We start from the raw sequence: 22,437 nt of genomic DNA on the forward strand, positions 1-22,437 counted from the left end.
CGTCAGGCAGCCCCGCGACCGACACCCGCAGACAGAAATCCGGACGCCGATGGCAAACCGCCGTCACGGCCTTCGAACTGCTCGATCGCGTCGAATACGTGGCATGCGTACACCACGGCGGGCCCTCCACCCATCATGACGGCGACGCTCACCGTTTCGAGAATTTCCTGCCGCGAAGCGCCCGCCCGCATCGCATCGTGTACGTGCCAGGCGAGGCAGTCGTCGCAACGCAGCGCAATGGCGATCGCGAGCGCGATCAGTTCCTTGTGCTTGCCCGACAGTTCACCGCCTGAAACAGCTTCCTTGTGAAGATGCTCGAAGCCGCTCATCGGACCGGCAATCTCGCGCCGCATCTTGCCGAGTACCGTTTGCAATTCATGATGCCGTTCAGGGTAGTTCGTTTCCATGATTCGCCGCCTTAAGTGGGTGGGATGGCACGCTTTTCGTGCCTCGTCCATGTGATACGCGATCCGCGTTGCAAGAGATCCTGACGTTCGTATTCCATCGTTCTAGCGCCGCTCAGAATGCCGATACCGGCCGTGCAAGGAACGAAACGCCAACGCTAACGCAAGCGCCACACCGACCGCCGCGAGCGACAACAGGGACGCGTAACCGATCAGTTGCCTGAATTCATCGGTCCGATCCTGCGCAATGGATGTAACGTAAGCGCGCTCGTTGTCCGTCGCGTCGGGAAACGTCGTTCGATAGAGGAAGAAGGATCGGCAGATATCGTCATCCGGCTGTCTCGCCGGTAGCAGCGACCCGGCCGTGATTTTGCGCACCCCGGCGCACTCGGGCGCCGCCATGCCGGCCATGATTGCCGCGTCCAGCGGATGGTCGTAGACGGAACCCGCCCACGTGACGGCGGCTGCAAGCAATCCGCTCAAGGCAACGAACTGAAACGACCGGATCCACCGTCGATGCCGGTTCGGTTCATGTTGATACTCGCAGTTCATCATGCCCTCCGTCGCTTCATCCCGAAGCCCCGCTCAAATCAGGATAGCTGCCGGAGTGGCCGCTCCAGTTGAGATACATCAACGAGCGACCGGAGCGCGCCAGCGCCCGGATAAGCGTTCAGCGACCTGTCGTCGATACAAGGCGGGGCAGCGAGCGAAGAAGTGGCGTTGACCTTTTAGCCGTGCTCCTCAACAATGCATCAAGATCCCTTGCTCGATCACGAGCGAGAGAAAGCCTCTGCGCGGAACTTCCACACGGCGCCGCAGAATGCACTGTGTTGTTGCGGCGAGCAGGCTCCGGCAGTACCTATCCGGAGATCCGCTGTTGCGGACTGGCCGATTGGGTACGCGGTCATCACTTCCCTGGAGTGCTCACGAGATGTCCGACCATGCCGCCAAGTCTGTCCGTTCGCCCGAAGCAATCGACCGGGATTTTGCGGAACTGATTGCGTCCGGGCTGCCAGGCACCGTTGCCCGCGACAAATTCGAACGACTTTGGGACGAAGCGAACGCGATAGCGGCGGAAATCGTGCTCACGCCTCAGGGCCAAAAATACCTCTCGCTCCTGAAGCGAATGCATCAGACGTTCGAAAGCCGCTATCCGGCGAGGCGGCCGGCTAACGGCTTCGTCATCCGCACTTAACGAAAAAAACCTACGATTTGGCGGGGCGGCCGGTCTTCACCTGCTCTACGGCGGATACAGCTTCCAGCAGCCGCTTCGGCGTTGCCGATTCGAGCAGAAACAAACCCGCGCGCAGAATTTCGCTTCGCTTCACCGATACTCCCGCTGCGAGACACTTCTGCTTCAACGCAGCAATTTTGTCGTAGTCGGACTTCGGCATGGTGAAGCTGTCTCGCACCACCTTTTCCTTCTTGATGCGTTTGGCTTTCGCTTCCACTGCGGCTTTGACAGGCGTAGCTTCGACGGTCGCCGACGCACGCCGCTTTGCCGCCTTTTTGGCCGTCGTATTTCCTTTCTTCGTGGCTACAGTCGCGTCGGCCCCGACTGCCTCGCTCTCATCCGCGGGATTGGCGGCGGCCGCGCCTTTAGGGAAATGAAATGTCTTCTTGGATGGTTTTTTGATGCTCGGTGCGGTCATAGAAAATCTCCAGAGTTACAAACGATATAAACAGTATATACCGTTTATCCACCCGCAAAGTCGGGCTCTGGAAACGCGACGCGATTGCGCTTGCGCGCGCTTAATTTTTTTCCGTCACCCGTGCGCCATAGTTACGTGGAAAAATGTCGGTTCGGGCTCGCCTGGATGACTCGAGAAATTGCAGCCGGATGTGCTGCAAGCCGACATCATTCAGTCGGGCTCGCAACATTTTGAGTGCCGCGGCAACCAGGGCCGATAGATCGCCATCACGACTTCCACGAAGCAGGCGCCCTGCGCCCGGCTGTTCCCGGTCCCAACCGCCGTCCGCAATAAGACCACCTGCGATACTCCCTTCCAGCCCATAGCTCGACACCCCGATGTCCATAACCGTTAGTTTTCCCGCCGAAGTACGCGACTGGATCGCTCAGAATCTCACACGCGGCGTCGCCCCACAGGCGATTGTGCGCGAGCTGGTCGATCGAAAAAATGCAGTCGAACTCGCGTCGGCGATGGTCAACGCGGTCGCTTCGTCTTTCCTGTACGGCACACCGTTGCCCGGCGAGACGCTCGAAATAGGCGCTGCGCCGGTCGCTTACGAACCGGAGCCGCTGCGCGTGCCGGACGGCCCCCTGATCCGGCTCGGCGAGCGCAAGACTCGCGTGATTTCGCGCATGCAGCGGCCGGCCGCGATACTGCTCGACGATTTTCTGAGTGCGAACGAATGCGAACAATTGATCTCGCTTGCGCGGCCGCGACTGAGCCGTTCGACCGTGGTCGATCCCGTGACCGGCCGTAACGTCGTGGCTGGCCACCGCAGCAGCGACGGAATGTTTTTTCGTCTGGGCGAGACACCGCTGATCGCGCGCCTGGAAGCACGGATTGCCGAGCTAACGGGTCTGCCTGTCGAGAACGGCGAAGGCCTGCAACTACTGCATTACGAAGTGGGCGCCGAATCGACGCCGCACGTCGACTATCTGATCGCGGGTAACCCGGCGAATCAGGAGTCGATCGCGCGCAGCGGGCAACGCGTGGGCACGCTGCTGATGTATCTGAACGATGTGGAAGGCGGCGGCGAAACCATGTTCCCGCAGACCGGATGGTCGGTGGTGCCGCGGCGCGGCCAGGCGCTCTACTTCGAATACGGCAACCGGTTCGGGCTTGCCGATCCAAGCTCCCTGCATACGAGCACACCGTTGCGGGTGGGCGAGAAGTGGGTGGCCACCAAATGGATCCGTACGCGCCGCTTCGTGCCGCGCGCTCAGGTATAACGGATCAGCTGCAATCGTCCGGCGGGCGGCCAGGCTCGCGCCCCGCCGGACGGGTTTCAGCTCAGCGCTGGAAGACCTCGTCGGCGACCCAGCCGTTCGACGTCAGATGCACGCCTTCGCGCAACTGCATCGTGCCCGCGCCTTCGATCACGCGCTTGATCATCGGAAATACGCGCTGTACGTCGGCATCTTTGGCCCACGGCGCCGGATCGATCTTGTACGTATAGATAACCGAAGTCGCGGTTTTACCTTCCACCTGCGTCGGCCGCTCCCAACCCACTACCTTGTCGAGCGTAAGCGTGGCCGCGCAGAAATCGGCCGGATGCGTGACGCGCGAGTTGGCGGTCGCGACCACTTCCGGAATGTGCAGATAGTACTTCTGCCCTTCGGCCGTCAATTGATACTGGCGAGCGTTCGCGGTGATCTTCTTGCCGGCGCTGTCAGTGCGTTCTACCACCACGTCCTTGCCCGTCACGAGACCGAGTTTCTCGAGTACCGGCATCTGGACCGCGTCGCGAGTACCGGCGGCCTGGTCTTCCGTCGTTGCATAGATCGGCCAGTCGTATTTGGCGAGGCACAAGTGACCGCGCTGGGCGAGGAAATCATTGACCGTAGCCGTGAAGTTCTCCTGACTGACGTCCTGCGTTTTGTCATGGCAGCCGGCGAACAGAGTCAGCGCGATCAGGGAGAGTGTGCTGCAAGCGAAGCGGGCGAGGGTGAAACGTCGCGTCATGGTGTTTGTTGCTCAGGTTGAGTTGCTAAGGTACGAACAGGACGGAGCGCGCGGCCAGCCCTTCGGGCCGGTCGCGCGCGAGTCTCATCAATTTTTCATCAGTTCACGCAGGAGCCGCTGGTGGGCGGCGTGGCGGGCGGTTGATAGCCGTCGGTGAGCGTGTTCAGAAAGCAGACCAGGTCCGCAATGTTCTGCTGAGTCAACTGCGGCGTGGAGTGAATCGGGCGCGGCAGCGCACCGTCTGCCGCGGTCGTGCCGCCGGCGTCGGTCTGGCCCTTGCCCATTGGCAGTTCTTCGTCGATATTGCCCTGGTAGGCCACGGGCAGATCGTTGAAGAGCTTGGCCGTCGCACCCGACGCAGCGGTCGGGAACAGCGCGTAGGACGGGTTTTGCGTCACGTTGTTAGGATCGCCGCCGGTGCTCGGATACCAGTACTCCGGGTTGGTATCGCGCGTGTTGTAGAAATTCAGCACCTGCACGAGCGAGTGGAACACGCCATTGTGGAAGAACGCGGTGCGCGTCGCGACATTGCGCAGCGTCGGCACCTTGAAGCGGCCGCAATACGGGTCCGGGACATTGACGCCGGTGAACTGATCCGGGCCGGCACCGCTGCTGGCCGTGCCGGGCGTGTGGATGTTGTTCAGCGGACCGCACAAGCCCATGTCGTAATACGACGCGTCGGCATTGCTCGGGATCGGGTCGGGGTTGTCCCAGATCTGCTTGTCGTTGCGCGGCACGCCGATCGCCTGATAGGTGAAATCGGTCATGAGCGCGACCGAGCCGTTGAAGTTCGCACCGGCATAGTGGCAGGCAACGCATCCCGCGCCGCCATCGGTGTCGTTAAACAATTGGAGGCCGCGCAGTTCCGCCGGTGTCAGCGTGCCGCCCACCTTGTTGGAGAGATACAGGTCGAACTTGCTCGCGTACGGCTGGAAGCTCGGGTCTTCCTGCTGGTAGGCCTGCAGGGCGAGACCGACGTCAGTGAACGTGGCGTTCGCGTCCGAGAACACGTTCGCGCCGAACGCCTGCTGGAACAGCGCCGCGTAGGACGCGCTCTTCACGGTCTGCACCACGGCGCCCGGCGACGCGTTGTTCATTTCGAGCGGATTGAGCAGCGGCAAGGCCGTCTGGGTGGCGAGCGTCGTAGCGCGGCCGTCCAGCATGAAACCGCCGCCTGGTGCGTTCTGCGTGATGCCGTCCGGGTTGTCGGCGACATCGTTGTACGGCGGCGTCATGGACTTGTAGCGCAGCGAAGGCACGGCGCGCTGCCCTGCCACCGACGGATCGGAGCCGAGCTGCACGGACAGGCTGTTGGGCGGTCCGTACGCATATTGAGGGCTATGGCAGGTCGCGCAGGACATGTTCTTGCCGCCCGACAGATTCTGGTCGAAGAACAATTGCTGACCGACTTGTGCCGCCGCGCTGAGCGTGACCTTGGCCGGAGGCGCCACGCCGCCCGACGCAGGCTGGCCCGGGTCGGTGCCGGCGCTGCTGCTGTCGCTGCCACCACCGCCGCCGCAGGCGGTCAATATCAATGAGAGCGCGCAGATCACGCCCAGGGAGATTTTTCGCATATTGAGTTTTTTGCCTGAGTCCGATTGCCGGGCGGTCCTGGCAGGGCCGAAGGGCCCCCTGGCAATGGGACGGACAGAACGGAAAATGCCGGGCCGCGAAAAACACGGCCCGGCAGGGAGCGATTCACGCACTTGCCGATGCGGGAGGCGATCCACCGCCTCCCGCAAGCCGCGTGCTTACTTGGCGAGCGCCCACACGTTGGTCTGGCTTGCGTCCGGACCAGGTTGACGCGAAGCCAGCGACGTACCCGTCACGTCGACCGGGTTCAGCTTCTGCGTGTAGGTTGCCGGCGTGATATAGGCATGGTTCATCGGCCGCACGGAGTCGAGGTGCGTATCCGCGCTGCCTGCGAGTTCCGGCAGGTTCAGGATGTTGCTCGCGATGAACGACTCGGTGTACTTCGCACGGGCGAGGTACGTTTGCGGCTGCTCCGGGTCGCCGATCTGGAACATGTCCTGCAGCGTGCGCACCAGCGAGAAGTGGCTGTACGCGTCGCTGTCGACGACGTTCGGGTTCGCCTGGTTCGTCGCCACACCGAAGATCGAGTTGCCGTGACCGTGGTTGCCGCCGTTGTACAGCGTCGTCGGCGTCGGCGTGAACTTGCCGTTCGCGAACGTGAGCGGTGCCTGGCCGTCGTTCGACGTTACCGGGTTCCAGCCGCAGCACGAGGTGGAGCTACCCTCGCCTTCGTCGAACATCACGACGATGGCCACCTTGCGTTGCTTGTTGGCCCACAACGGCGAAGCCTCGATCTTCGTGACCACCTGACGCACGTAGTCGTCGCCACGCTGGACGATCTGCGCGGAGCCGCTGCCACAGGAAGGATCAGAGCCGACACCGTGCATGTCGTCGCACTGGTCGGGCATGATGAAGTTTATGTTGCCCACGTCGCCGTTCGTGAGGTCGGTGCTGAACTGGTCAAAGTTGTAACCAGTCGGGATCGGATAGGCCTTCGATTGCGCGAGAGCCGTGGCGTTGTATTGCGTACCGAAGATGGTACGGTTGTCGGCATGGAACTCCGGCAGATTACGCACGTCCTGGTAGGCCATGCCCGGGTGGTGCTTGGTCTTGTAGAGACCGTTCGGGATGGTGAAAGCAGTACCGTTGGCGCCGGGGCCGGCGTATGCGGCGTTGACCGCCGTGTCCGCGATGCTGTCCGCACGCGGATCCTGCCCTGGGTTCATCGATTCGCTGTAAGTGCGCCAGGTCATGCCGGTCTGTGACAGCAGAGTAAACAGGCTCGGCTGGCTCTTGATGTTGTGATTGGCGATGGAACCCGTTGTCGTGCAGGTGGCGTTCGTGAAGCCCGACAGATGGGTGCCGTCCTGCGGAGGCAGCACGCCGGTCGCAACCAGCGGCTGGCCGTCCGAAGCGTTGCCGCCGGCGAACGCCACGTCCGTCGGTGCGTTGCCGCCGCTCGTGCCCGCGCCGCAGCCCCACCAGTTGTCGTCCGTGATACCCCAGTCGTCGCCGGCGCCGAGCGCGGTGTAGTTCGGTTCGCTCGGATTACCCGTCGAATAATAGGTCGTAAACTGGTTGTTGGAGGTCAGGAACTGGTTAATGAACGGAGCACTCGCCGAACCGAGAATCCCAGGCGTACCCGGAACCGGAGCCACACTGTGGTTCTCGAGCATGATGACGAAGACGTTGTCGTAGCGCGGAATGCCTTCGACGTTGAACGCGGCTTGTTGTGCCTGCGCGAACGTGATGGGAGCCTGCTGCACGGTCGACTTCACGGCGGTTGCGGCGCTCACGCCTGCGGCGCCGACCAGCGACGGGTCGCCGCCCGGCACGGCGAGGTTGTCCGGGTACAGATCGCCGCGGTCGAGCTTGGTCGTCGCGTACGTATAGCGGTTCGTGAGCTGGTTTTCCTCGAACAGCACGGCTTGCTGCTCGGCGCCCGAGAGTTTGCTGGCGTCGCCAAGCACGTCCGCAGCGGCCACCGTCACCGACGACGCGCCCAGAGCCGGCGCGCTCAGGCGCGTGACCAGGTTGGCTTTCTCGGCTGCGTACGTCGTGCCGTTCGCTTCGACCAGACGCTGGACTTCGCTCGACATCGGGCTGATCACGATGTTCGTCGAGCCCTGATCGGCGATCTGCGCAGCCGAGGCGCGCAGGATCATGTGGCTGGCGACGGCCGCGCCGGTCGCCGTGTTGGTGGCCTTGGTGCTCACGTCGGCAATCAGCTGTCCCGTGGCGTTGGACTGCAGCGTGAAGTGACCTTTGCTGTCCGTCGTCGCGCTGACTTCCGAAGCATCGCACTTGCCGTTGCTGTTCGCGTCGATGCACACCGTGGCGCCGACGTAATAGCCTGCATGAACGGTCGGGTCGCCGCTCGTGCTGCCCGGCACGAAGCCAGCGGCGGCAACGACGCCCGAGACGGTCGTCGGAGCCGGCGGCGTGGTGCTCGCGGACGGCGAGTTGTCGCTATTGCCGCCGCAGGCGGCCAGCACGCATGCCGCTGCGATCGAGGTTAGAAGCGGAGTAGTACGTCTTATTGAATTGACCGACATTGTGGGATGCCCCTGTAGGTTGTTGTACTGCTTTCTTGCGCCTCTTGTAGGCAGGCGACAGGGGATTATCGAGTCGATGTATTTATCTCCCGTGAAGGGGAACTTTCATTACAGTTACTTTCATGGAATATTTCGAACAGCGAAAATCAACATTTTCATCAAACTGAAATTTAACTAACAGCGCAGCAAAGTATTTCCGGCCTTGCTTTCATATCGTAAGCAAAAACAGATTTGTCAATGCCTGGCCCCGGCATGGGGTTGTCACCATGAAAAATCGTGAGCGGTTCACGCCGAACTCTCGACCCGCGGCAGGAGCCGGAAATTGCATAGGTTTTTTGCCATTTTTCGTAAAAACTTTTGGTCAGACGAAAAAGCAACACTATTTTCGTGCTCAAAAAACTATTTTCATAATTCGGGGCGGAGCGCCGAGGCAGGCACAGCAAGCTTTCTACTCTGAAAGCCACCAGTCAAACAGACTTGTGACCAAATATTAACTAACAGCCGGTTACAAATAAGACTAATCTCCATTCAGCCGAATACTAATAACTGAAGAATAAATTAATCGGTAATAACTCCCCGGTCCGCCAATGGCCTTGGCGCCAATGGCCTTGGGTTCGATTCCGGTCGATCCGCGGTGCTCGTCTTTGCATTAATTTTCGTACTCGCCGTAAAAAACAGGAGGACCGGAAATTCCGTTCTAACCGACGGCATCCGCAATCGGCAATCCAGAGAGAGTCGCGTCTGGCGAATGATGACAACGTTGAAATTATCAAAGTAAATACGTTTTTTCTCGGATGCCCGATGCGTATCAGAATGGCCGTGGCGTTCGATCCGGTGACAGAATCTTTTTATAACCCAGCAGGATTAAAAGCATGAACACATTCAAACTCAAAACGCTCGTTTTCGCAGCGGCTATGGTCGGTTCAGCAAGCGCGATGGCGGCCGGCAACGCCACGGCCACCTTGACGAACACCGCGACCATTGTCGCAAGTTGCACGCTCGGCGCCACGGGATTCACCAACACATATGACCCGGTCACCGCGAATGCAACGGCCCCGGTGAGAGACGCCACCGCGTCCGTCACGTACACCTGCACCAACGGCGGCACAGGCGCACTCATTGCGCTCGACGGCGGCAATCATGAAACGGGCACATCCGCTGTGCCGCTCCGGCATCTCGCTGGTGCGACCAATACCACCGACCTTCTGGCTTACAACCTGTACCAGGAGCCCACCTATACGACGCCTTGGGGCTATACGGCAGCCGCTGAACTTGCCGCAATCGAAGATGGTGTCCAGCACGTCCTGACCGTATATACGGAAATTCCGGCGGGTCAAAGCCTTCTCCACGTCGATACGTACAGCGATACGGTGACAGCCACCATTACCTTCTAATAGAAGGTTGGCGCCCATGCTATGCAACACCAGGTGGGCAACGCGGGCCATCGTATTTCTGCTGGCCTGCGTCTACCCGGCGCTGGATGCGTCGGCGAGTTCTTTCATCGCCAGCCCGATCACATTTGATCTCACTTCGAGCAAGCCGATGTCGATTCTGCGTTTGACCAACCAGGGCGAAAGCGATCTTCGCCTGCAGGTGCACGCGGTGAAGTGGAGTACCGATGGGCACGTCGAGACTCAGGTCAATACGGACGAGGTCATTCTCAATCCCCCCATATTCACCATCAAGCCCGGACAGCAGCAGTTCCTGCGGTTCGGCCTACGCTCAGTGACGCAAACGGCGAAAGAGCAAAGCTATCGTTTGATAGTGGACGAAATACCCGATGAAACAGCGAGCAGTGAAAAACTTGGTTTGCGAACGGTGCTGCGAGTCAGCATTCCGGTATTCATCAATCCGCTGCAAAAAAATGTGCATGTGCGCTGGCATCTGCTCAGCAAGGGCTCGCAATATGTTCTGGTCGCAGACAATAGCGGCGACACGCACATAAAGATAAACGGATTCGCCATTGTCGACGACAAGGGCACGTCAAGAATCACCAACAACGACCCGGCGTACATTCTGCCGCAACAACGGAAAGAGTGGCCGCTCGTGACCAACGGCAGCCTTGGTCGTATCACACTGAAAATACTTACGCCAGTTGGGCAAAGTGAAGAAGTACTCGATGCGGAGTCTGAATAGCGGACTCGCATGCGGCCTACTGCTTTCGGTGATGATGTCGGACCTCCATGCGCAAACCAGCGCGCCGGTCATTACGCCTGAGGTTGTCGCTGTCACGGTCAACGGCAACGAGGTTGCAGACTTCGCAAGTGTGCTCAGGACCGGCGACGGCAAGATCTTTATTGCCAGCCAACTGCTCCCCGTAGTCCGCTTGAGCATGACCAACGCCGAGGTTCTGCACATTAGCGGGAATGAATACTGCCGCATCGACAATCTGCCCGATACGCACGTGGCGTTTGACGATGCGACCCAGACCCTTCGCATCGTGGCGAGCGGCTCGGCGTTCAACGGGAGCACTGCCAGCATAGGTGGACAGCCGCGTCGTAATGTACAGGCGCCGGCCGTCGGCGGGTATCTGAATTACGATCTGACTTACAGTAGATCCGCCGTTTATCGTAATTTTGGTGCGCTCCTCGACGCAAATGTGTTTGGCCTCGCCGGTGGAGAGTTCCAATATCGGGAGATTTATCGGCAGACGGCCGGGATCAATTCTCTTTACCGGCTGGATACGAGATATGTCAGAGATTTTCCCGATTCGATTGCCACGCTGACACTGGGCGATTCCACGACGGTTTCGAGCAACTGGTCAAATCAGGTTTACTTCGGCGGAATACAGTACAACACCAACTTTTCGATTCGGCCCGATGTCATCCCGACACCGTTGCCAACGCTTTCTGGTGTTGCGCAAGCGCCGTCAACCGTGAACATCTACGTCGACAGCGTGCTGCGCGCGTCGACCAATGTGAATAGCGGGCCTTTCGCGCTGAGCAATGTCCCTGTTTTCACAGGGCAAGGCAATGTGCAGATGGTCGTCGAGGATGCGCTTGGACGGCAGCAGGTCATCTCCCAGCCGTTTATAAACAGCCCGCTTATGTTGCGGGAGGGCACCCATGCAGGATCGTTCGAGGCGGGTTTGCAGCGCGAAAACTACGGTCTTGCGAGCAGCCGCTATGCGGACGGCTTCGTTTCCGGCACCTATCGCTATGGGTTCAGATATGTGACTGCCGAAACACATGCCGAAGCCACCGCCCGGAATCAGGACGTGGGTGTTGGATCGACTATTCCTCTATTCAATTTCGTGGTTCTGACTGCCAGCGTGGCCGGCAGCATGTCGCAGTATGGTTCGGGTGCTCTGGTCCAGGTGCAGTTATCACATCAGTCACCCGGCTTTGGCATTTCTGTCAGCGACACGGTCACCACCAGGAATTACTGGCAACTCGGATACGGTAGCAATAATCGCCCCGCTTCGCATGAATTCCTGGCACAGGGAAGCATTTCGCTCGGCCCCCGCATCTCCTTTTCTCTTAGCTATCTGAACGATGCAAATCGTGATTTGCCGAACATCGAGGCGGTAGCGACTGGCCTGACATTCGACATGCGCCGTTACGGCAGCCTGTCGCTGAGCGTCAGCAAGGCGTTGTCGAGTATACGGACGCTGACAGCCGGCGCGCTGTGGGTTATTCCGTACGGGCATCAATCGGTCGCAACCAGTCAGATTAATTTCGGTGCTCATGATACGACGGCAAACCTTGAGGTTTTCCGGGCACCAGATCTCGAGGGCGGCTGGGGATATCGTGCACGTACCACTTTCATCAACGACGATTCGCAGGATGTCGGCGTGTCCTATCTGAGCAAGCTCGGGCAAATCGAGCTTGGTGCCAACCATATCGCCGGCCAGTTCAACGAGCAGGCTGAAGCGACAGGCGGAATTGCGATGCTCGGAGGCATTGTGCGGCCCACACGGTGGATCGATGGCAGTTTCGCAATGGCCGAAGTTCCGCTCAGGCAAACCGTCGACGTCTATTCGAATAACCGGGTGATTGGTCACACGGACGGCAGCGGCATTGCCATGCTTCCCAACCTGGTTGCCTATGAAGAGAACCGTATTCGCCTTGACGACGCAGCAATTCCGCTGGACGTGGCGCTCGATCTCTCGGAACGGATAGTGACTCCGCCGCAGAAGGGCGGATACCTGATCAGGTTTGAGGCGAAGAAAGTGACAGGCGCAACGATTATCCTGGTTGACGAACACAATCAGCCAATCCCTGCGGGCGCAGTTGTTGGCGCCGAGGGTCAGGCAAGCCAGCAAGTCGCTCGCAATGGCGAGGTGTTTATGCCAGATATTGTGCTACCAGCCAGTGTGACCGCGACCTGGGGCGCGAAGCGTTGCACGGCAAAGGCACTGGCGCCTGCTTCACCCATCGTGCTCCCGACGGTTGGTCCTTTTGTTTGCGGCGAATGAAATGAAAATGCTCAAGATTGCAGTACTGACATTGGCGATATCTGCCTGCGCGAGCGCCAACGCAGACCCCACCTGCACGGTTTCAGCGAGCGGAGTGGCGTTTGGAAATTACAATCCGCTCGCGAATGCCAACGCTGACGGTACGGGTTCAGTGAGTGTGACTTGCACCGGTTCCGCAACCGTGACGTACACGATCGGTGCTTCTACGGGGAGCGGAGCCTATCTGGCCAGGAAACTGGTGTCAGGCAGTCAGACGCTTAACTACAACGTTTATGTCGACAACACCCGAACGACGATCTGGGGCGATGGAAGCTCGGGCACCAGTTTACTTTCCGGAAACGTCGTTGCGACGTCTGGAGGAGCCGCCCAGGCATCCACTGTGTATGGGCGTATTTCCTCCGGTCAGGCAACAGCGAGTGTTGGATCGTACAGCGACATATTGACTGTGACGGTCACGTATTGATGCACCTCGGGCGCGATTCAAGGATTACGAATCGCCGGAAAGACGGGTGCATGAAGCAGATGGAGCTTTGCGCGAAAAACGGCCCTTGCCTGAATCATCCGCCACGAGGAATGGTGGGCGATGCCCGTTTCTTTCACGCAAACGTGACATGCACGAGACACGGAAGATACCTTTTGTTCGCCGGGTTCACGCAAAGCAGATCTTCCATTACTTTCGGCCAGCCACGCGGTGCCCGGTATTCGAGCAATTTGATCGCTTCAATGCCCGAAGACCATTCGCCTAGACAGGCGCCGATATGGTCGGCGTCAATACCCCACGGCATGGGAGGCAGGAGGTAGCAAGGAGTCTTCATGACGCCCCACATCGTTAGCGAAGAAAACCATTGCGGGATCACGTCGAAAACGAGTTCCGCTTTCGGAAAGCGGGCGGCCAGGTCCGCAAAGAGGCGCTTTACGGCCGTAGGCTGGAGATACATGAACAGCCCTTGTGCCACTATGAACACGTCGGCGGTCGGCTCTATTTCATCGGCCCACGCGAGGTCGAGCGCATTCGCCGCGATGTGGTGAAGGCGTTTCGAGGGCTTCAGAAAATTCTCGCGAAACTCGATGGCTGCCGGAAGATCGACCGTGAGCCATTGCATCCGGCCATTATCGACACGGCGCGCCTGTGTTTCCAGGCCTTCACCTAGCGAAACGATCACGCCGTCGGGATGGCCCTCAAGCCAGCGCATGATCAGATGATCGATTTCGGCCGCCCGCACGGCGAACGAGCCGTCCGGAGTACCGAACCGGCCGGCAAAGTCATAGTCGATCGCCTTGCATATCCGAACGCTTTCCGGGTCTGTCAAAACGCCATCCGCCCGCGCTGACTCGCACGCCCGGTCATACAAGGTCCACAACATCGTTTCCGACACGCCGTCGAGGTTCGATACGACATGAGTCGCTTCGGCGGGTTTTTCCCGCCGGACAGCTTTCACCGGACGCCGTGAGAAGGGCGCCACGGCGCTCAAAGTGCACCCAGACGCTTCGCGTTGGCGGTTGCACGATGGTGAATAGGGGTAAGACTCTTCTGCATCACGCGGGCGGCCATGTTTGCGAGGCGCAATGGGTTGGCCGGCGCGTTAGCCGCGAGTCCGTTCAGGGCTGTCTGGCGCTCAAGCCACTGTGACGGCGATTGGCTGGACGCGAGCGCGACGGCAGCGGCAGACGTAGCCCACACGTGGTTGCCTGTATCAACGGCTACCGCCATAGCAAGATTCAAAAAGCCGAGTCCAAGAGCCTGAAGCGATTCCGATGCCGCCTCTTTCTTCTCTCGGCCCATCAGACTGAATTCGCTCCGATCGCGCTCACTCGGAATAGGGCCCGCAAGCGCCATGCGTGTCGTGCGATGCCCCACCACCTGCGCAGTAGCGGCAAACATCTCGCCGGCCTCCGTGACGGCCTGCAACCAGGTAGCGGACAGCTCTGCAAGGGGAGAATGGAATGTAGACAGCGTCATTGAAATGCTCCCTGATGACTGTTGACGTGGCAAATTGCCTTACCGCAGGCGAAAGCCCGCGCGAAATGAATCGAACATCACATGGATCGACGTCGCTGCCGAAAAAACAAAAAGGGTTCAAGCGCGGGACGTCCAATCCGCGAGCCCAGCATAGGCCGCATCATGTTGCAATGCAACATATATCGAACCGGCTACCCGGCCGCCCGAGTGGAAGACGTGGGCCAACGGCTCGCGCCGCGAAGAATTAGCCTGCTTCGCGGCGCCACGGCTCGGCGCCTCGACCGGAACGCAGCAACGCACTGAGCGTAAGAAGCGCGGCGGTGTCGCGCCGTACTAGCGCGCATCCGCATCCGTGCTCCGGACTGTGCAGATCAGATCGGCCGACGCCGCAACCGCACCATCCACTTCCGCGCAGGCCTTGAACTTCCAGATGCCGCGCATATGCCGCTCGAACGTTGCGTTCAGGATCAGCTGATCGCCCGGCTCGACCACGCGTTTGAAGCGCGCATTGTCGATGCCGACGAACAGGTACAGCGTGTTGACGGGATCATGCGGTTCTTCAGAGAACGTCAGCAGCGCCGCGGCCTGCGCGAGCGCTTCGAGGATCAGCACGCCCGGCATCACGGGACGGCTCGGGAAGTGCCCCATGAAGTACGGCTCGTTGATCGATACGTTCTTCAGCGCCTTGATGCGCTTGTGCGGCTCGAGTTCGAGCACCCGATCCACGAGCAGAATCGGATAGCGATGCGGCAGTAGCGTGAGAATCTTGTGGATGTCGAGGTTGATTTTGTCGGTGCTCATGGTATTTCTGCTCACGCATTGGCCGTGCGGCAATGGGTCTGGATGCCGGCGCACGGTTTCGTCATGCCGCCGGTGTCGTCTAGCCTTCATCCAGAAACGACTTCAGGCGTTCGGATCGGGCGGGGTGCCGCAGCTTGCGCAGCGCCTTTACTTCAATCTGACGGATCCGCTCGCGGGTCAACTCGAACTGTTCTCCGAGTTCTTCCAATGTGTGATCCCTGCCGCTCTCAATGCCGAAACGCAGGCGCAAAATCTTGGCTTCGCGCGGCGTCAGCGTCATGAGCGCCTCGCTGATGGCGTCGCGCATGCTGGCGTGGAGCGCCGCGTCGTCGGGCAAGATGGCGGTGGAGTCTTCGATCAGGTCGCCTATCGACGTGTCGTCGTTTTCGCCGACGGACGCATCCAGAGAAACCGGCTCCCTGACGATTCGCAGCATCGCCCGAACCTTCTGCTCCTGCATTTCCATTCGCTGCGCGAGGAGAGCGGCGTCGGGTTCACTTCCCGTCTCCTGCAGGATCTGGCGCGAAATCCGCTTGAGCTTGTTGAGCGACTCGATCATGTGAACGGGAACCCGGATGGTGCGCGCCTGATCGGCGATCGACCGGCTGACGGCCTGCCGGATCCACCAGGTCGCATACGTGGAGAACTTATACCCGCGACGGTATTCAAATTTGTCCACGGCGCGCATCAGCCCGATATTGCCTTCCTGGATCAGATCGAGAAACAGCAGTCCGCGATTCGTATAGCGCTTGGCAATGGAGATCACCAGCCGCAGATTCGCCTCGATCATTTCGCCTTTCGCGCGCAGAGTTTTCGCCTCGCTTGCGCTCAGCGCGCGACAGACCTCGCGGAACTCGTCGAGCGGCAGCACGACCCGCTGTTGCAGGGCAAGCAGCTTTTCCTGCTCCAGGTCGATTGCCGGGAGGTTTCGTTCCAGCACGCTGCTGAACGGTTGCCCCGCCGCAACCAGTTGCCGCGCCCATGCAAGGTGGGTCTCGTTGCCGCGGAAATGCGCGACAAACGTGTCGCGCGGCACGCCGCATCGCTCTACTACGATCCGCGCGATTTCGCGCTCGATGGTTCGGACCTCGTCGGCGGATAGCCGCAGTGCGCCGCACAAACGGTCGATCGTGCGCGCGGTGAAACGGATCGTCATCAGTTCAGCCTCGATCGCTGCCTGTGCGGCGCGATAGCGTGCGCAACCGTAGCCTTGCGTTTCATAGGCGTCCCGCAATTGACCGAACCAGTCAGCCACTTTCGCAAATTTCGCGAGCGCGTCGTGTTTCAGCGTCTCGATGTACTGATCGGCGGGTTCGGTTTCAGTGTCGTCATCGTCTTCGTCGCCCTGGTCGTCGTCGAACACAGAGGCGGTGTCGAGTGAGTCTTCCGGCACCGCGGTCATGCCGTCCGTGCCGGTTGCAGCCGGATCGATCAGACCGTCGACGAGCTCATCGATGGCCGTTTCGCCGCAGGCGACGCCGTCAGCGATCGCCAGGATCTCCGCTATCGTTGCCGGACACGAAGAGATGGCCCGGATCATGCCGTTGCGACCCTCTTCGATTCGTCGCGCCAAGGCAATCTCGCCCTGACGGGTGAGGAGTTCCGTGGTGCCCATTTCACGCATATACATGCGCACAGGGTCGGTAGTGCGGCCGAACTCCGCGTCCACGCTCGAGATAGCCGTTACGGCCTCTTCCTCGATCTGGTCGTCGGCAGAAACCGCAGCACGATCGTGCAGGATCATCGACTCCGCGTCCGGCGCCTGCTCGAACACGGCAATGCCCATTTCACTGAACGCTCTGATCACGTTCTCGATCGCGTCCGGTTGGGCGAGGCGCTCAGGCAAACAATCGCTAATTTCTCCACGAATGACGAAACCGCGTTCGGTTCCGAGCTTGATGAGCGCCCTCAGGTCTGCGCGGCCGCTTTCATTTTCTCCGCTGGATTCGTCCGGCAGCGAGGCGATCGCCGCATGCACACGTGTATTCGCTTTCGTCCGACGTGACGCTGCCCGCGGCAGGACCGTTCCGTTCGCGGCCCCGGCGTGCGGCGCCACGTCCTGCTTCGAGACGTTTGCCGGTTGTGTCGTGATTGCAGCTGCCTGACCCGCAACGGTTATGCCGGCGTGTCCATCCTGCATGTTGAGATCGCCTGCTGCCACGTCCAATGCCTGCCTTTTCACCGCCCTCTTCGTCACGCCGTCGCTCCTTTGAGTATCACGTCCGGATCGGCACACAGCCCGTGTCCCGCAAATTTTCGGTGGGAATGCAATGTCAAGGGCACGCGCCGCGCGTCCGGATCGACTGGATCCGCTCAGATGCCAAAGTCTCTTGCCCATGACCCGTCACACAGTGGCGGCCGAAATGACTGACGTGATAATATCATTATCATAGTCTGCAAATCCGGTTAGCCGTGTGACTCGACCGCCGGCCGAGCGGAAGCGCAGCGAAGGCGCTCTCGATTATCACGAGGCTGAAGAGCCAGACATACACGCCGCCAAGGCAACTGCATGAATCACTCGCACGCTTCCTTCAACGCCTATATGAAGTTTCTGGCAGGGCCGCCAGCAGACGGTAAGCCCGTCGTGCTGGAAACGGCCAATGCGCTGTCGCTGCACTTCGACCTGCTGGCCACACAGAGCTTCATGTCCCGGCGCGATCCGCACAAACTCGTGCTCGGCTATACCCGGACAATGATGGGATTCCTTTTGCTGAAGCCCACGCCCAGCAGAATTTCCATGATCGGTCTGGGTGGAGGGTCGCTGGCCAAGTTCTGTTACCGGCATCTTCCGGACACACGGATAGTGGCCATCGAAATCGACCCCGCGGTCATCGCGCTGCGCGACACATTCCATATCCCCCCGGACGACGAGCGGCTCGAGGTGATCTGTGCGGACGGGGCGGAATACGTCAAGGGCGGCGCCGCACGCCCTGACGTGATTCTGGTGGATGGCTTTCTGGCACACGGCATGCCCGCGCAGTTGGGTAACGCTGCGTTTTACTCGGCATGCCACTCGCGGCTCGCGGACGATGGAGTGCTCGTCGCCAATTTCGTCGAGGACGATCCTCTCATTCCCTATTATCTGGAAGAAGCGCGTTCGGCGTTCGCTGACTCGCTCTCCATTTTTATGGCAGAGGATAGTTGCAACTACACGATGTTTGCATGGAAGGGGGCGCCGAAGCTTCCGTCCCGGGATGCGTTACTCGCACGTGCGCGCACCCTTTCGACGATACATCCGCTGAACCTGCTCGCGACCGCGCGTCGACTGAAGCAAGGCACGAGTCTCGCCATGAATTGGAGATCCGAACGGAGTCCGGAGCCGGGCGAATGCTGACAGCGATTGCGCGACCGCCACCCGCGTGCAACGACGCAGCGACTCTCAAGGATCGGGGTAGGGACTTGAAAACTGCCCTAATTCAAGCAGTTTTGCGGCGCGGACGCGCACCAATGGCGCTCTTTGTCTTGTAGCTAACACCGTGCTGCTCAAGGTAATCGCGGATCAATTGCCGAACCACCTGCGAGGGCGTCAGATCCTGCGCTGCGCACAGTTTCTCGAACGCTTCCTTCTTCACGGGATCGATTAAAATCGTGAGCCGAGCGCTTTTCGTTTCCATGACGGGCAGAGTCCAGATATGTTAATTTGATTATAATACATGGCGGCACGCGAGTCATCTTCGCGCCATCAAGGCGCCGCCCTCGTTGCCGCGTCCTGCCAGCGCCTTCCTTCCGCGAGAGCACACCCGCGCGAACGGTCCGGGCCGCAGAGATGAAACCGTCCGCAGCTAGCGGACAACTTCACTCAAGCTGTCCGTTCATATCGGCTCCAGTTGAATTTTTTGCCGTATTCAATGCGCGTGGCCGTGGCGTGAAGATTCAACGCGTGCCGCGCCTGAAGCGCACGCGCCCGATCGAGCATCGCTGTGAATGACGGAAGTCCGCCCGCTCCTTTCCACGCAAAAACAGTGACGTTGTGCTCACTCCCTTCCGAGGGCGCCAGAGCAACCGCGCCGGCAAAGGCCTCCCAGAGCGAGCGGAGGTAGCGGTGGAAGTCGGGTTCGTCAGTCACCAGATTGGCCACCAGCACGCCATCGTCGCTCAATCTGCGGCGACAGGCGTCATAAAACGCGCTACTGCCCAACCTGGCCGGCAGGCCGTCGGCATTGAAGCCGTCGACCAGCAGCACGTCGGGCCGGTGACCCGGCACGGCGACGTACTGCGCACCATCTGCGCAGACCACTGTGAAACGCCCGTCGTCGCGCGGCACGTGAAACCGGTCACGCAGCGCGACGACATCGGGATTGATTTCGATCGCGGTGATGGCAGTGTCCGGCAAATGGCGATAACAGTATTTCGCCAGCGAACCGCCGCCCAGACCGATCATGGAAATTCTGCTGGGCGTGGGCTTCAGCAAAAGGAATCCCATCATGGTCCGCGTATAGCCCAATGCGAGAGCATAGGGATCGTGCCGCAACATCGTGCTCTGCACGCCACGCGCATCAAAGTACAACGACACAACCTGGTCGTTTTCAACGACCAATGGCCGGTTCGGATTTCTCTTTCCTATCTTGAGCATGATCGGCTGCGAGTCGTGGCGTGATCGGTTGGCGAGTGGAAGCAAAGTGAAATGCCTGCCTGCGCCGGATCAGGAGGACGCCTGCGCATGCAGAACCGCGGACAGAGCCTCCAGCGCGGCGATTTCGTCGGGCCCCGTGATCAGGATGCGTACGAGCGTGCCCCGCTTCACCCGAAGGGACATGATGGACATGACGTCCTTGGCGTTAACGGACCGGCCGTTCGCCATGCAGACGATATCGCTGGCGAACCGCGCAGCACTCACCGCGAGCCTCGCCGATTCGTGCCCGTTCAGCCCCCACCGGCCATTTATCTGAATCGATGCCTCGACCAACCCGCTCCCCTTTGCACGTAAATCGTCACAGCCGGCACACTACGCCCGGACACGGCCGCAGCATTCAATGCATGGAGCTTGCGGCCCTCTGTGCAAGGAAAGCGCGTAACTGCGGATCCCATTCGTCATCCCGCACAGTAATGTCGACCGTGCCGAGTCGCTTCATATCCCGATCCAGATGAACCGCGCGAAGCGACTTTGGGCGCAGCGGAGTACGAAAGAACTTCCCGTCGTCGTCCAGAAACAGACACGGCCGCTGCCTGTATCGCGCCCCGAAAAGCGAGGTTGTGTCGTGAACATGACGCGCCGATTCCTTCTGATAGACGAAGATGACATTGATCCCGCAATCTTCCAGGCTGTCGCAGATGTCGGAGAACCGGTACAGCATCTGGAATCCCCGCTCGCCCGCCCGGCCCACACCGATGACAATCAGCCCGTGACGGCCCATCAGGTCTCGCAAGAACCGGTGCGTGTAGTCATGGGACAAAAGCGAAATACTGGTGTCAATCACGTCAATCTCCCCTCCAACGCAGCGCCCCGTCTCGCACGATCCCGGCATTCAGGTTCGGAAACATGAAAGGCGCTGGTCAAGAACATTCATTATCATTGTAGCGTACTCTAATGATGATCCTATTATCATAATATGTGTATCACGGTCAGGTAGACCGTTACCACCCCGACGGTGGCTTCGGGCGCGGCGAGCGGGAGCGTCAAAAAGCCGCAGCCCGCTACTGCTCTAGCGGTCGAGCCGGTAGGTCCGTCCGCGCAGATCGTCGATTAGCGGCACGATCGCCAGGGCGATCAATAGTGCCGCGAGCGGAGTCGTCGCCGCGTACCCGACATGCCTGAAGCCCACCGCGCCCGTGAGCCCACCAATAAGGAACAGAGCCAGCATCGTCCCGTGTACTTTCAGCTTCGCACGATTCGCCAGCACGCCGGGCGCGGCGATGTCATCGCGCGAGGAATTCCAGTAGAAGAGCTTGCCGAGCTCGATGCCGATATCGGTCACGATGCCGGTCATGTGGGTGGTACGGATTTCCGCGCCGGACAGCTTGGTGATCATGGCGTTTTGCAAACCCATGATGAAGCAAAGGAGTACGACCGTTGCCGGCACAAACAGCGTTTCCCACAGGGCGAGGTGGCTGCCGAGCAAGCCGAAACACAGGAGCAGACTGGCTTCGATCAGTAGCGGCAACGCGTACTGACTATTCAGCCGCCTGCGCCGCCCCCAGTTGACGAGCACCGCCGAACAGGCGGCGCCCAACAGGAACGAGATCAGCGACCCGGCGCCTGCCAGGACCAATGAAAAGTCGCCCAGCGCAGCCTGGTCGGCAATCGCGGATACCACACCGCTCATATGCGACGTGTATTGCTTCACCGCGAGAAAACCGCCGGCATTCGTCGCGCCGGCCACGAACGCAAGCGAAAAACCGAGCTGCCGGTCGCCCCTGACAGTCCGGTCCTTCCCCGTGAGGGTCCGGAAATAGTCTGCTGGCATCAGGTATCGACTCCTGTGTTTGCATGCGCCGTGTCGCACCGGTGCATGCAGGAGCCGGTGCGGCAAGCTGTTTCTGAAATTCCATGCGTTATGTGAGGCTCGCGTTGTCCATGCCCCGGCAGGACGCGGCGCCGTTTTTCCGCAAATGTCGCCGGAGCAGCATCGGTGGAACCATCTCGATAAAGCTGCTAGGATGATAACGCCATTATCATAAACTGGTAACTCGATGCACCTTCCGGCCTGGCAGGTTCAGCAACTCGCACACCCGGCCTCGGCAGTTTCCGGAGACGATTGATTTGTCGGCCAATCACCATCATTTCAGGCAGGCGTTAGCGGAACTGTTGAAAGGGCCGCCCGGAAGTCCCGTGCCCGTGGTAAACGACGGGATGCGCACACGGTCGCTGCGCATCGGTCCATTCGACATCCAAAGCTCGGTGCGCAAGCGCGCCCCGTTCGAACTCGACCTCCCGTACACGCGGGCCATGAGGGCCTTCGGGCTCTTCCAGCACGCCCCACGAGACATCCTGATCGTGGGTCCGGGCGGAGGCGTCATTGCCGGCGGCCTCCATACCCGCGCGAAGGCGTTGACGACATCGCCGGGTCTCGACCTGTGCCGCCACGTCAAAAGAATGGAACATCATCACCGGAAGGACTCCGTTTCGGGATACCCTTCATCCGGCGAGCCTGCCGTCGAACACGACATCTGACAG

At 60.1% G+C, this 22,437-nt stretch carries 23 protein-coding genes; 8 read left to right on the top strand and 15 right to left on the bottom strand.

The window, feature by feature from the left end; translation table 11 throughout:
• Positions 1–2 precede the first annotated feature (2 nt).
• The gene (locus NE850_RS33045; protein ID WP_310699890.1) at positions 3–407 is read right to left on the bottom strand and encodes a carboxymuconolactone decarboxylase family protein; all 405 of its coding nucleotides are present in this window, start codon (positions 405–407) and stop codon (positions 3–5) included.
• Positions 408–509: 102 nt separating this feature from the next.
• Complete coding sequence (locus NE850_RS33050; protein WP_232064399.1) at positions 510–959, bottom strand: hypothetical protein; 450 nt, start codon at positions 957–959, stop codon at positions 510–512.
• 376 nt (positions 960–1,335) lie between these two features.
• Between NE850_RS33050 and NE850_RS33055 the strand changes: the two genes are divergently transcribed.
• Positions 1,336–1,599, top strand: a complete 264-nt coding sequence (locus NE850_RS33055; RefSeq protein WP_007178393.1) for a hypothetical protein — start codon at positions 1,336–1,338, stop codon at positions 1,597–1,599.
• 10 nt (positions 1,600–1,609) lie between these two features.
• Here the strand turns inward: NE850_RS33055 and NE850_RS33060 are convergent, their stop codons facing one another.
• Positions 1,610–2,056 carry a hypothetical protein gene (locus NE850_RS33060; protein ID WP_007178394.1) on the bottom strand — a complete coding sequence of 149 codons (447 nt, stop codon included), beginning with the start codon at positions 2,054–2,056 and terminating at the stop codon, positions 1,610–1,612.
• A gap of 377 nt (positions 2,057–2,433) precedes the next feature.
• Between NE850_RS33060 and NE850_RS33065 the strand changes: the two genes are divergently transcribed.
• The gene (locus NE850_RS33065) at positions 2,434–3,324 is read left to right on the top strand and encodes a 2OG-Fe(II) oxygenase (protein WP_007178395.1); all 891 of its coding nucleotides are present in this window, start codon (positions 2,434–2,436) and stop codon (positions 3,322–3,324) included.
• 61 nt (positions 3,325–3,385) lie between these two features.
• Here NE850_RS33065 and NE850_RS33070 read toward each other — a convergent pair whose 3' ends face one another.
• The 3 genes from NE850_RS33070 to NE850_RS33080 all read right to left on the bottom strand — a co-directional run bounded on the left by NE850_RS33070 (position 3,386) and on the right by NE850_RS33080 (position 8,145).
• Complete coding sequence (locus NE850_RS33070; protein WP_007178396.1) at positions 3,386–4,057, bottom strand: hypothetical protein; 672 nt, start codon at positions 4,055–4,057, stop codon at positions 3,386–3,388.
• Between the two features lie 98 nt (positions 4,058–4,155).
• Positions 4,156–5,631, bottom strand: coding sequence for a cytochrome-c peroxidase (locus NE850_RS33075; RefSeq protein ID WP_007178397.1), 1,476 nt, complete (start codon positions 5,629–5,631; stop codon positions 4,156–4,158).
• 177 nt (positions 5,632–5,808) lie between these two features.
• On the bottom strand, positions 5,809–8,145 hold the full coding sequence (locus NE850_RS33080) for an alkaline phosphatase family protein (protein WP_165189429.1): 2,337 nt from the start codon (positions 8,143–8,145) through the stop codon (positions 5,809–5,811).
• A gap of 872 nt (positions 8,146–9,017) precedes the next feature.
• Between NE850_RS33080 and NE850_RS33085 the strand changes: the two genes are divergently transcribed.
• Genes NE850_RS33085 through NE850_RS33100 form a run of 4 tightly spaced genes read left to right on the top strand, consistent with a single transcriptional unit; the run spans position 9,018 to position 13,025 of the window.
• Positions 9,018–9,539, top strand: coding sequence for a spore coat U domain-containing protein (locus NE850_RS33085; protein ID WP_007178399.1), 522 nt, complete (start codon positions 9,018–9,020; stop codon positions 9,537–9,539).
• Positions 9,540–9,555: 16 nt separating this feature from the next.
• Positions 9,556–10,281 (top strand): molecular chaperone, encoded by a 726-nt coding sequence (locus NE850_RS33090; protein WP_007178400.1) that lies wholly within the window; start codon positions 9,556–9,558, stop codon positions 10,279–10,281.
• The gene (locus NE850_RS33095; RefSeq protein ID WP_007178401.1) at positions 10,265–12,562 is read left to right on the top strand and encodes a fimbria/pilus outer membrane usher protein; all 2,298 of its coding nucleotides are present in this window, start codon (positions 10,265–10,267) and stop codon (positions 12,560–12,562) included. Before NE850_RS33090 ends, NE850_RS33095 begins: the two co-directional genes overlap by 17 nt.
• A gap of 1 nt (position 12,563) precedes the next feature.
• Positions 12,564–13,025, top strand: a complete 462-nt coding sequence (locus tag NE850_RS33100; protein ID WP_007178402.1) for a spore coat U domain-containing protein — start codon at positions 12,564–12,566, stop codon at positions 13,023–13,025.
• 133 nt (positions 13,026–13,158) lie between these two features.
• Here the strand turns inward: NE850_RS33100 and NE850_RS33105 are convergent, their stop codons facing one another.
• The 4 genes from NE850_RS33105 to rpoD all read right to left on the bottom strand — a co-directional run bounded on the left by NE850_RS33105 (position 13,159) and on the right by rpoD (position 17,520).
• On the bottom strand, positions 13,159–13,872 hold the full coding sequence (locus NE850_RS33105) for a class I SAM-dependent methyltransferase (RefSeq protein WP_232064400.1): 714 nt from the start codon (positions 13,870–13,872) through the stop codon (positions 13,159–13,161).
• 158 nt (positions 13,873–14,030) lie between these two features.
• Complete coding sequence (locus NE850_RS33110; protein ID WP_007178404.1) at positions 14,031–14,522, bottom strand: polyhydroxyalkanoate granule-associated phasin; 492 nt, start codon at positions 14,520–14,522, stop codon at positions 14,031–14,033.
• A gap of 333 nt (positions 14,523–14,855) precedes the next feature.
• Complete coding sequence (gene fabZ, locus NE850_RS33115; RefSeq protein WP_007178405.1) at positions 14,856–15,323, bottom strand: 3-hydroxyacyl-ACP dehydratase FabZ; 468 nt, start codon at positions 15,321–15,323, stop codon at positions 14,856–14,858.
• A gap of 79 nt (positions 15,324–15,402) precedes the next feature.
• Entirely contained in the window at positions 15,403–17,520 is a 2,118-nt protein-coding gene (rpoD, locus tag NE850_RS33120; protein ID WP_007178406.1) for an RNA polymerase sigma factor RpoD, read from the bottom strand.
• Between the two features lie 312 nt (positions 17,521–17,832).
• Here rpoD and NE850_RS33125 point away from each other — a divergent pair, with 312 nt between their 5' ends.
• The gene (locus NE850_RS33125) at positions 17,833–18,657 is read left to right on the top strand and encodes a fused MFS/spermidine synthase (protein WP_007178407.1); all 825 of its coding nucleotides are present in this window, start codon (positions 17,833–17,835) and stop codon (positions 18,655–18,657) included.
• 82 nt (positions 18,658–18,739) lie between these two features.
• Here the strand turns inward: NE850_RS33125 and NE850_RS33130 are convergent, their stop codons facing one another.
• From NE850_RS33130 to NE850_RS33150, 5 genes are all read right to left on the bottom strand, one after another.
• Complete coding sequence (locus tag NE850_RS33130) at positions 18,740–18,937, bottom strand: ribbon-helix-helix protein, CopG family (protein WP_007178408.1); 198 nt, start codon at positions 18,935–18,937, stop codon at positions 18,740–18,742.
• A gap of 185 nt (positions 18,938–19,122) precedes the next feature.
• Positions 19,123–19,896: a spermidine synthase gene (locus NE850_RS33135; RefSeq protein WP_035517435.1), complete on the bottom strand. Its 774-nt coding sequence runs from the start codon at positions 19,894–19,896 to the stop codon at positions 19,123–19,125.
• A 69-nt stretch (positions 19,897–19,965) separates the two neighbouring features.
• Positions 19,966–20,229, bottom strand: a complete 264-nt coding sequence (locus NE850_RS33140; RefSeq protein ID WP_007178410.1) for an HPr family phosphocarrier protein — start codon at positions 20,227–20,229, stop codon at positions 19,966–19,968.
• A 64-nt stretch (positions 20,230–20,293) separates the two neighbouring features.
• Positions 20,294–20,740, bottom strand: coding sequence for a hypothetical protein (locus NE850_RS33145; RefSeq protein WP_007178411.1), 447 nt, complete (start codon positions 20,738–20,740; stop codon positions 20,294–20,296).
• 225 nt (positions 20,741–20,965) lie between these two features.
• The gene (locus NE850_RS33150; RefSeq protein WP_007178412.1) at positions 20,966–21,727 is read right to left on the bottom strand and encodes a YoaK family protein; all 762 of its coding nucleotides are present in this window, start codon (positions 21,725–21,727) and stop codon (positions 20,966–20,968) included.
• A gap of 296 nt (positions 21,728–22,023) precedes the next feature.
• Between NE850_RS33150 and NE850_RS33155 the strand changes: the two genes are divergently transcribed.
• Positions 22,024–22,434, top strand: a complete 411-nt coding sequence (locus NE850_RS33155; RefSeq protein ID WP_007178413.1) for a hypothetical protein — start codon at positions 22,024–22,026, stop codon at positions 22,432–22,434.
• Positions 22,435–22,437 lie beyond the last annotated feature (3 nt).

The organism is Paraburkholderia sp. USG1, assembly GCF_031570135.1.
In the GTDB taxonomy this organism is placed as follows: domain Bacteria; phylum Pseudomonadota; class Gammaproteobacteria; order Burkholderiales; family Burkholderiaceae; genus Paraburkholderia; species Paraburkholderia dioscoreae.

Bases quoted from the DNA above. Each gene is read 5' to 3' on its own strand.
- NE850_RS33045 (WP_310699890.1), bottom strand. From the start codon at position 407: ATGGAAACGAACTACCCTGAACGGCATCATGAATTGCAAACGGTACTC.
- NE850_RS33050 (WP_232064399.1), bottom strand. From the start codon at position 959: ATGATGAACTGCGAGTATCAACATGAACCGAACCGGCATCGACGGTGG.
- NE850_RS33055 (WP_007178393.1), top strand. From the start codon at position 1,336: ATGTCCGACCATGCCGCCAAGTCTGTCCGTTCGCCCGAAGCAATCGAC.
- NE850_RS33060 (WP_007178394.1), bottom strand. From the start codon at position 2,056: ATGACCGCACCGAGCATCAAAAAACCATCCAAGAAGACATTTCATTTC.
- NE850_RS33065 (WP_007178395.1), top strand. From the start codon at position 2,434: ATGTCCATAACCGTTAGTTTTCCCGCCGAAGTACGCGACTGGATCGCT.
- NE850_RS33070 (WP_007178396.1), bottom strand. From the start codon at position 4,057: ATGACGCGACGTTTCACCCTCGCCCGCTTCGCTTGCAGCACACTCTCC.
- NE850_RS33075 (WP_007178397.1), bottom strand. From the start codon at position 5,631: ATGCGAAAAATCTCCCTGGGCGTGATCTGCGCGCTCTCATTGATATTG.
- NE850_RS33080 (WP_165189429.1), bottom strand. From the start codon at position 8,145: ATGTCGGTCAATTCAATAAGACGTACTACTCCGCTTCTAACCTCGATC.
- NE850_RS33085 (WP_007178399.1), top strand. From the start codon at position 9,018: ATGAACACATTCAAACTCAAAACGCTCGTTTTCGCAGCGGCTATGGTC.
- NE850_RS33090 (WP_007178400.1), top strand. From the start codon at position 9,556: ATGCTATGCAACACCAGGTGGGCAACGCGGGCCATCGTATTTCTGCTG.
- NE850_RS33095 (WP_007178401.1), top strand. From the start codon at position 10,265: ATGCGGAGTCTGAATAGCGGACTCGCATGCGGCCTACTGCTTTCGGTG.
- NE850_RS33100 (WP_007178402.1), top strand. From the start codon at position 12,564: ATGAAAATGCTCAAGATTGCAGTACTGACATTGGCGATATCTGCCTGC.
- NE850_RS33110 (WP_007178404.1), bottom strand. From the start codon at position 14,522: ATGACGCTGTCTACATTCCATTCTCCCCTTGCAGAGCTGTCCGCTACC.
- fabZ (WP_007178405.1), bottom strand. From the start codon at position 15,323: ATGAGCACCGACAAAATCAACCTCGACATCCACAAGATTCTCACGCTA.
- NE850_RS33125 (WP_007178407.1), top strand. From the start codon at position 17,833: ATGAATCACTCGCACGCTTCCTTCAACGCCTATATGAAGTTTCTGGCA.
- NE850_RS33130 (WP_007178408.1), bottom strand. From the start codon at position 18,937: ATGGAAACGAAAAGCGCTCGGCTCACGATTTTAATCGATCCCGTGAAG.
- NE850_RS33135 (WP_035517435.1), bottom strand. From the start codon at position 19,896: ATGCTCAAGATAGGAAAGAGAAATCCGAACCGGCCATTGGTCGTTGAA.
- NE850_RS33150 (WP_007178412.1), bottom strand. From the start codon at position 21,727: ATGCCAGCAGACTATTTCCGGACCCTCACGGGGAAGGACCGGACTGTC.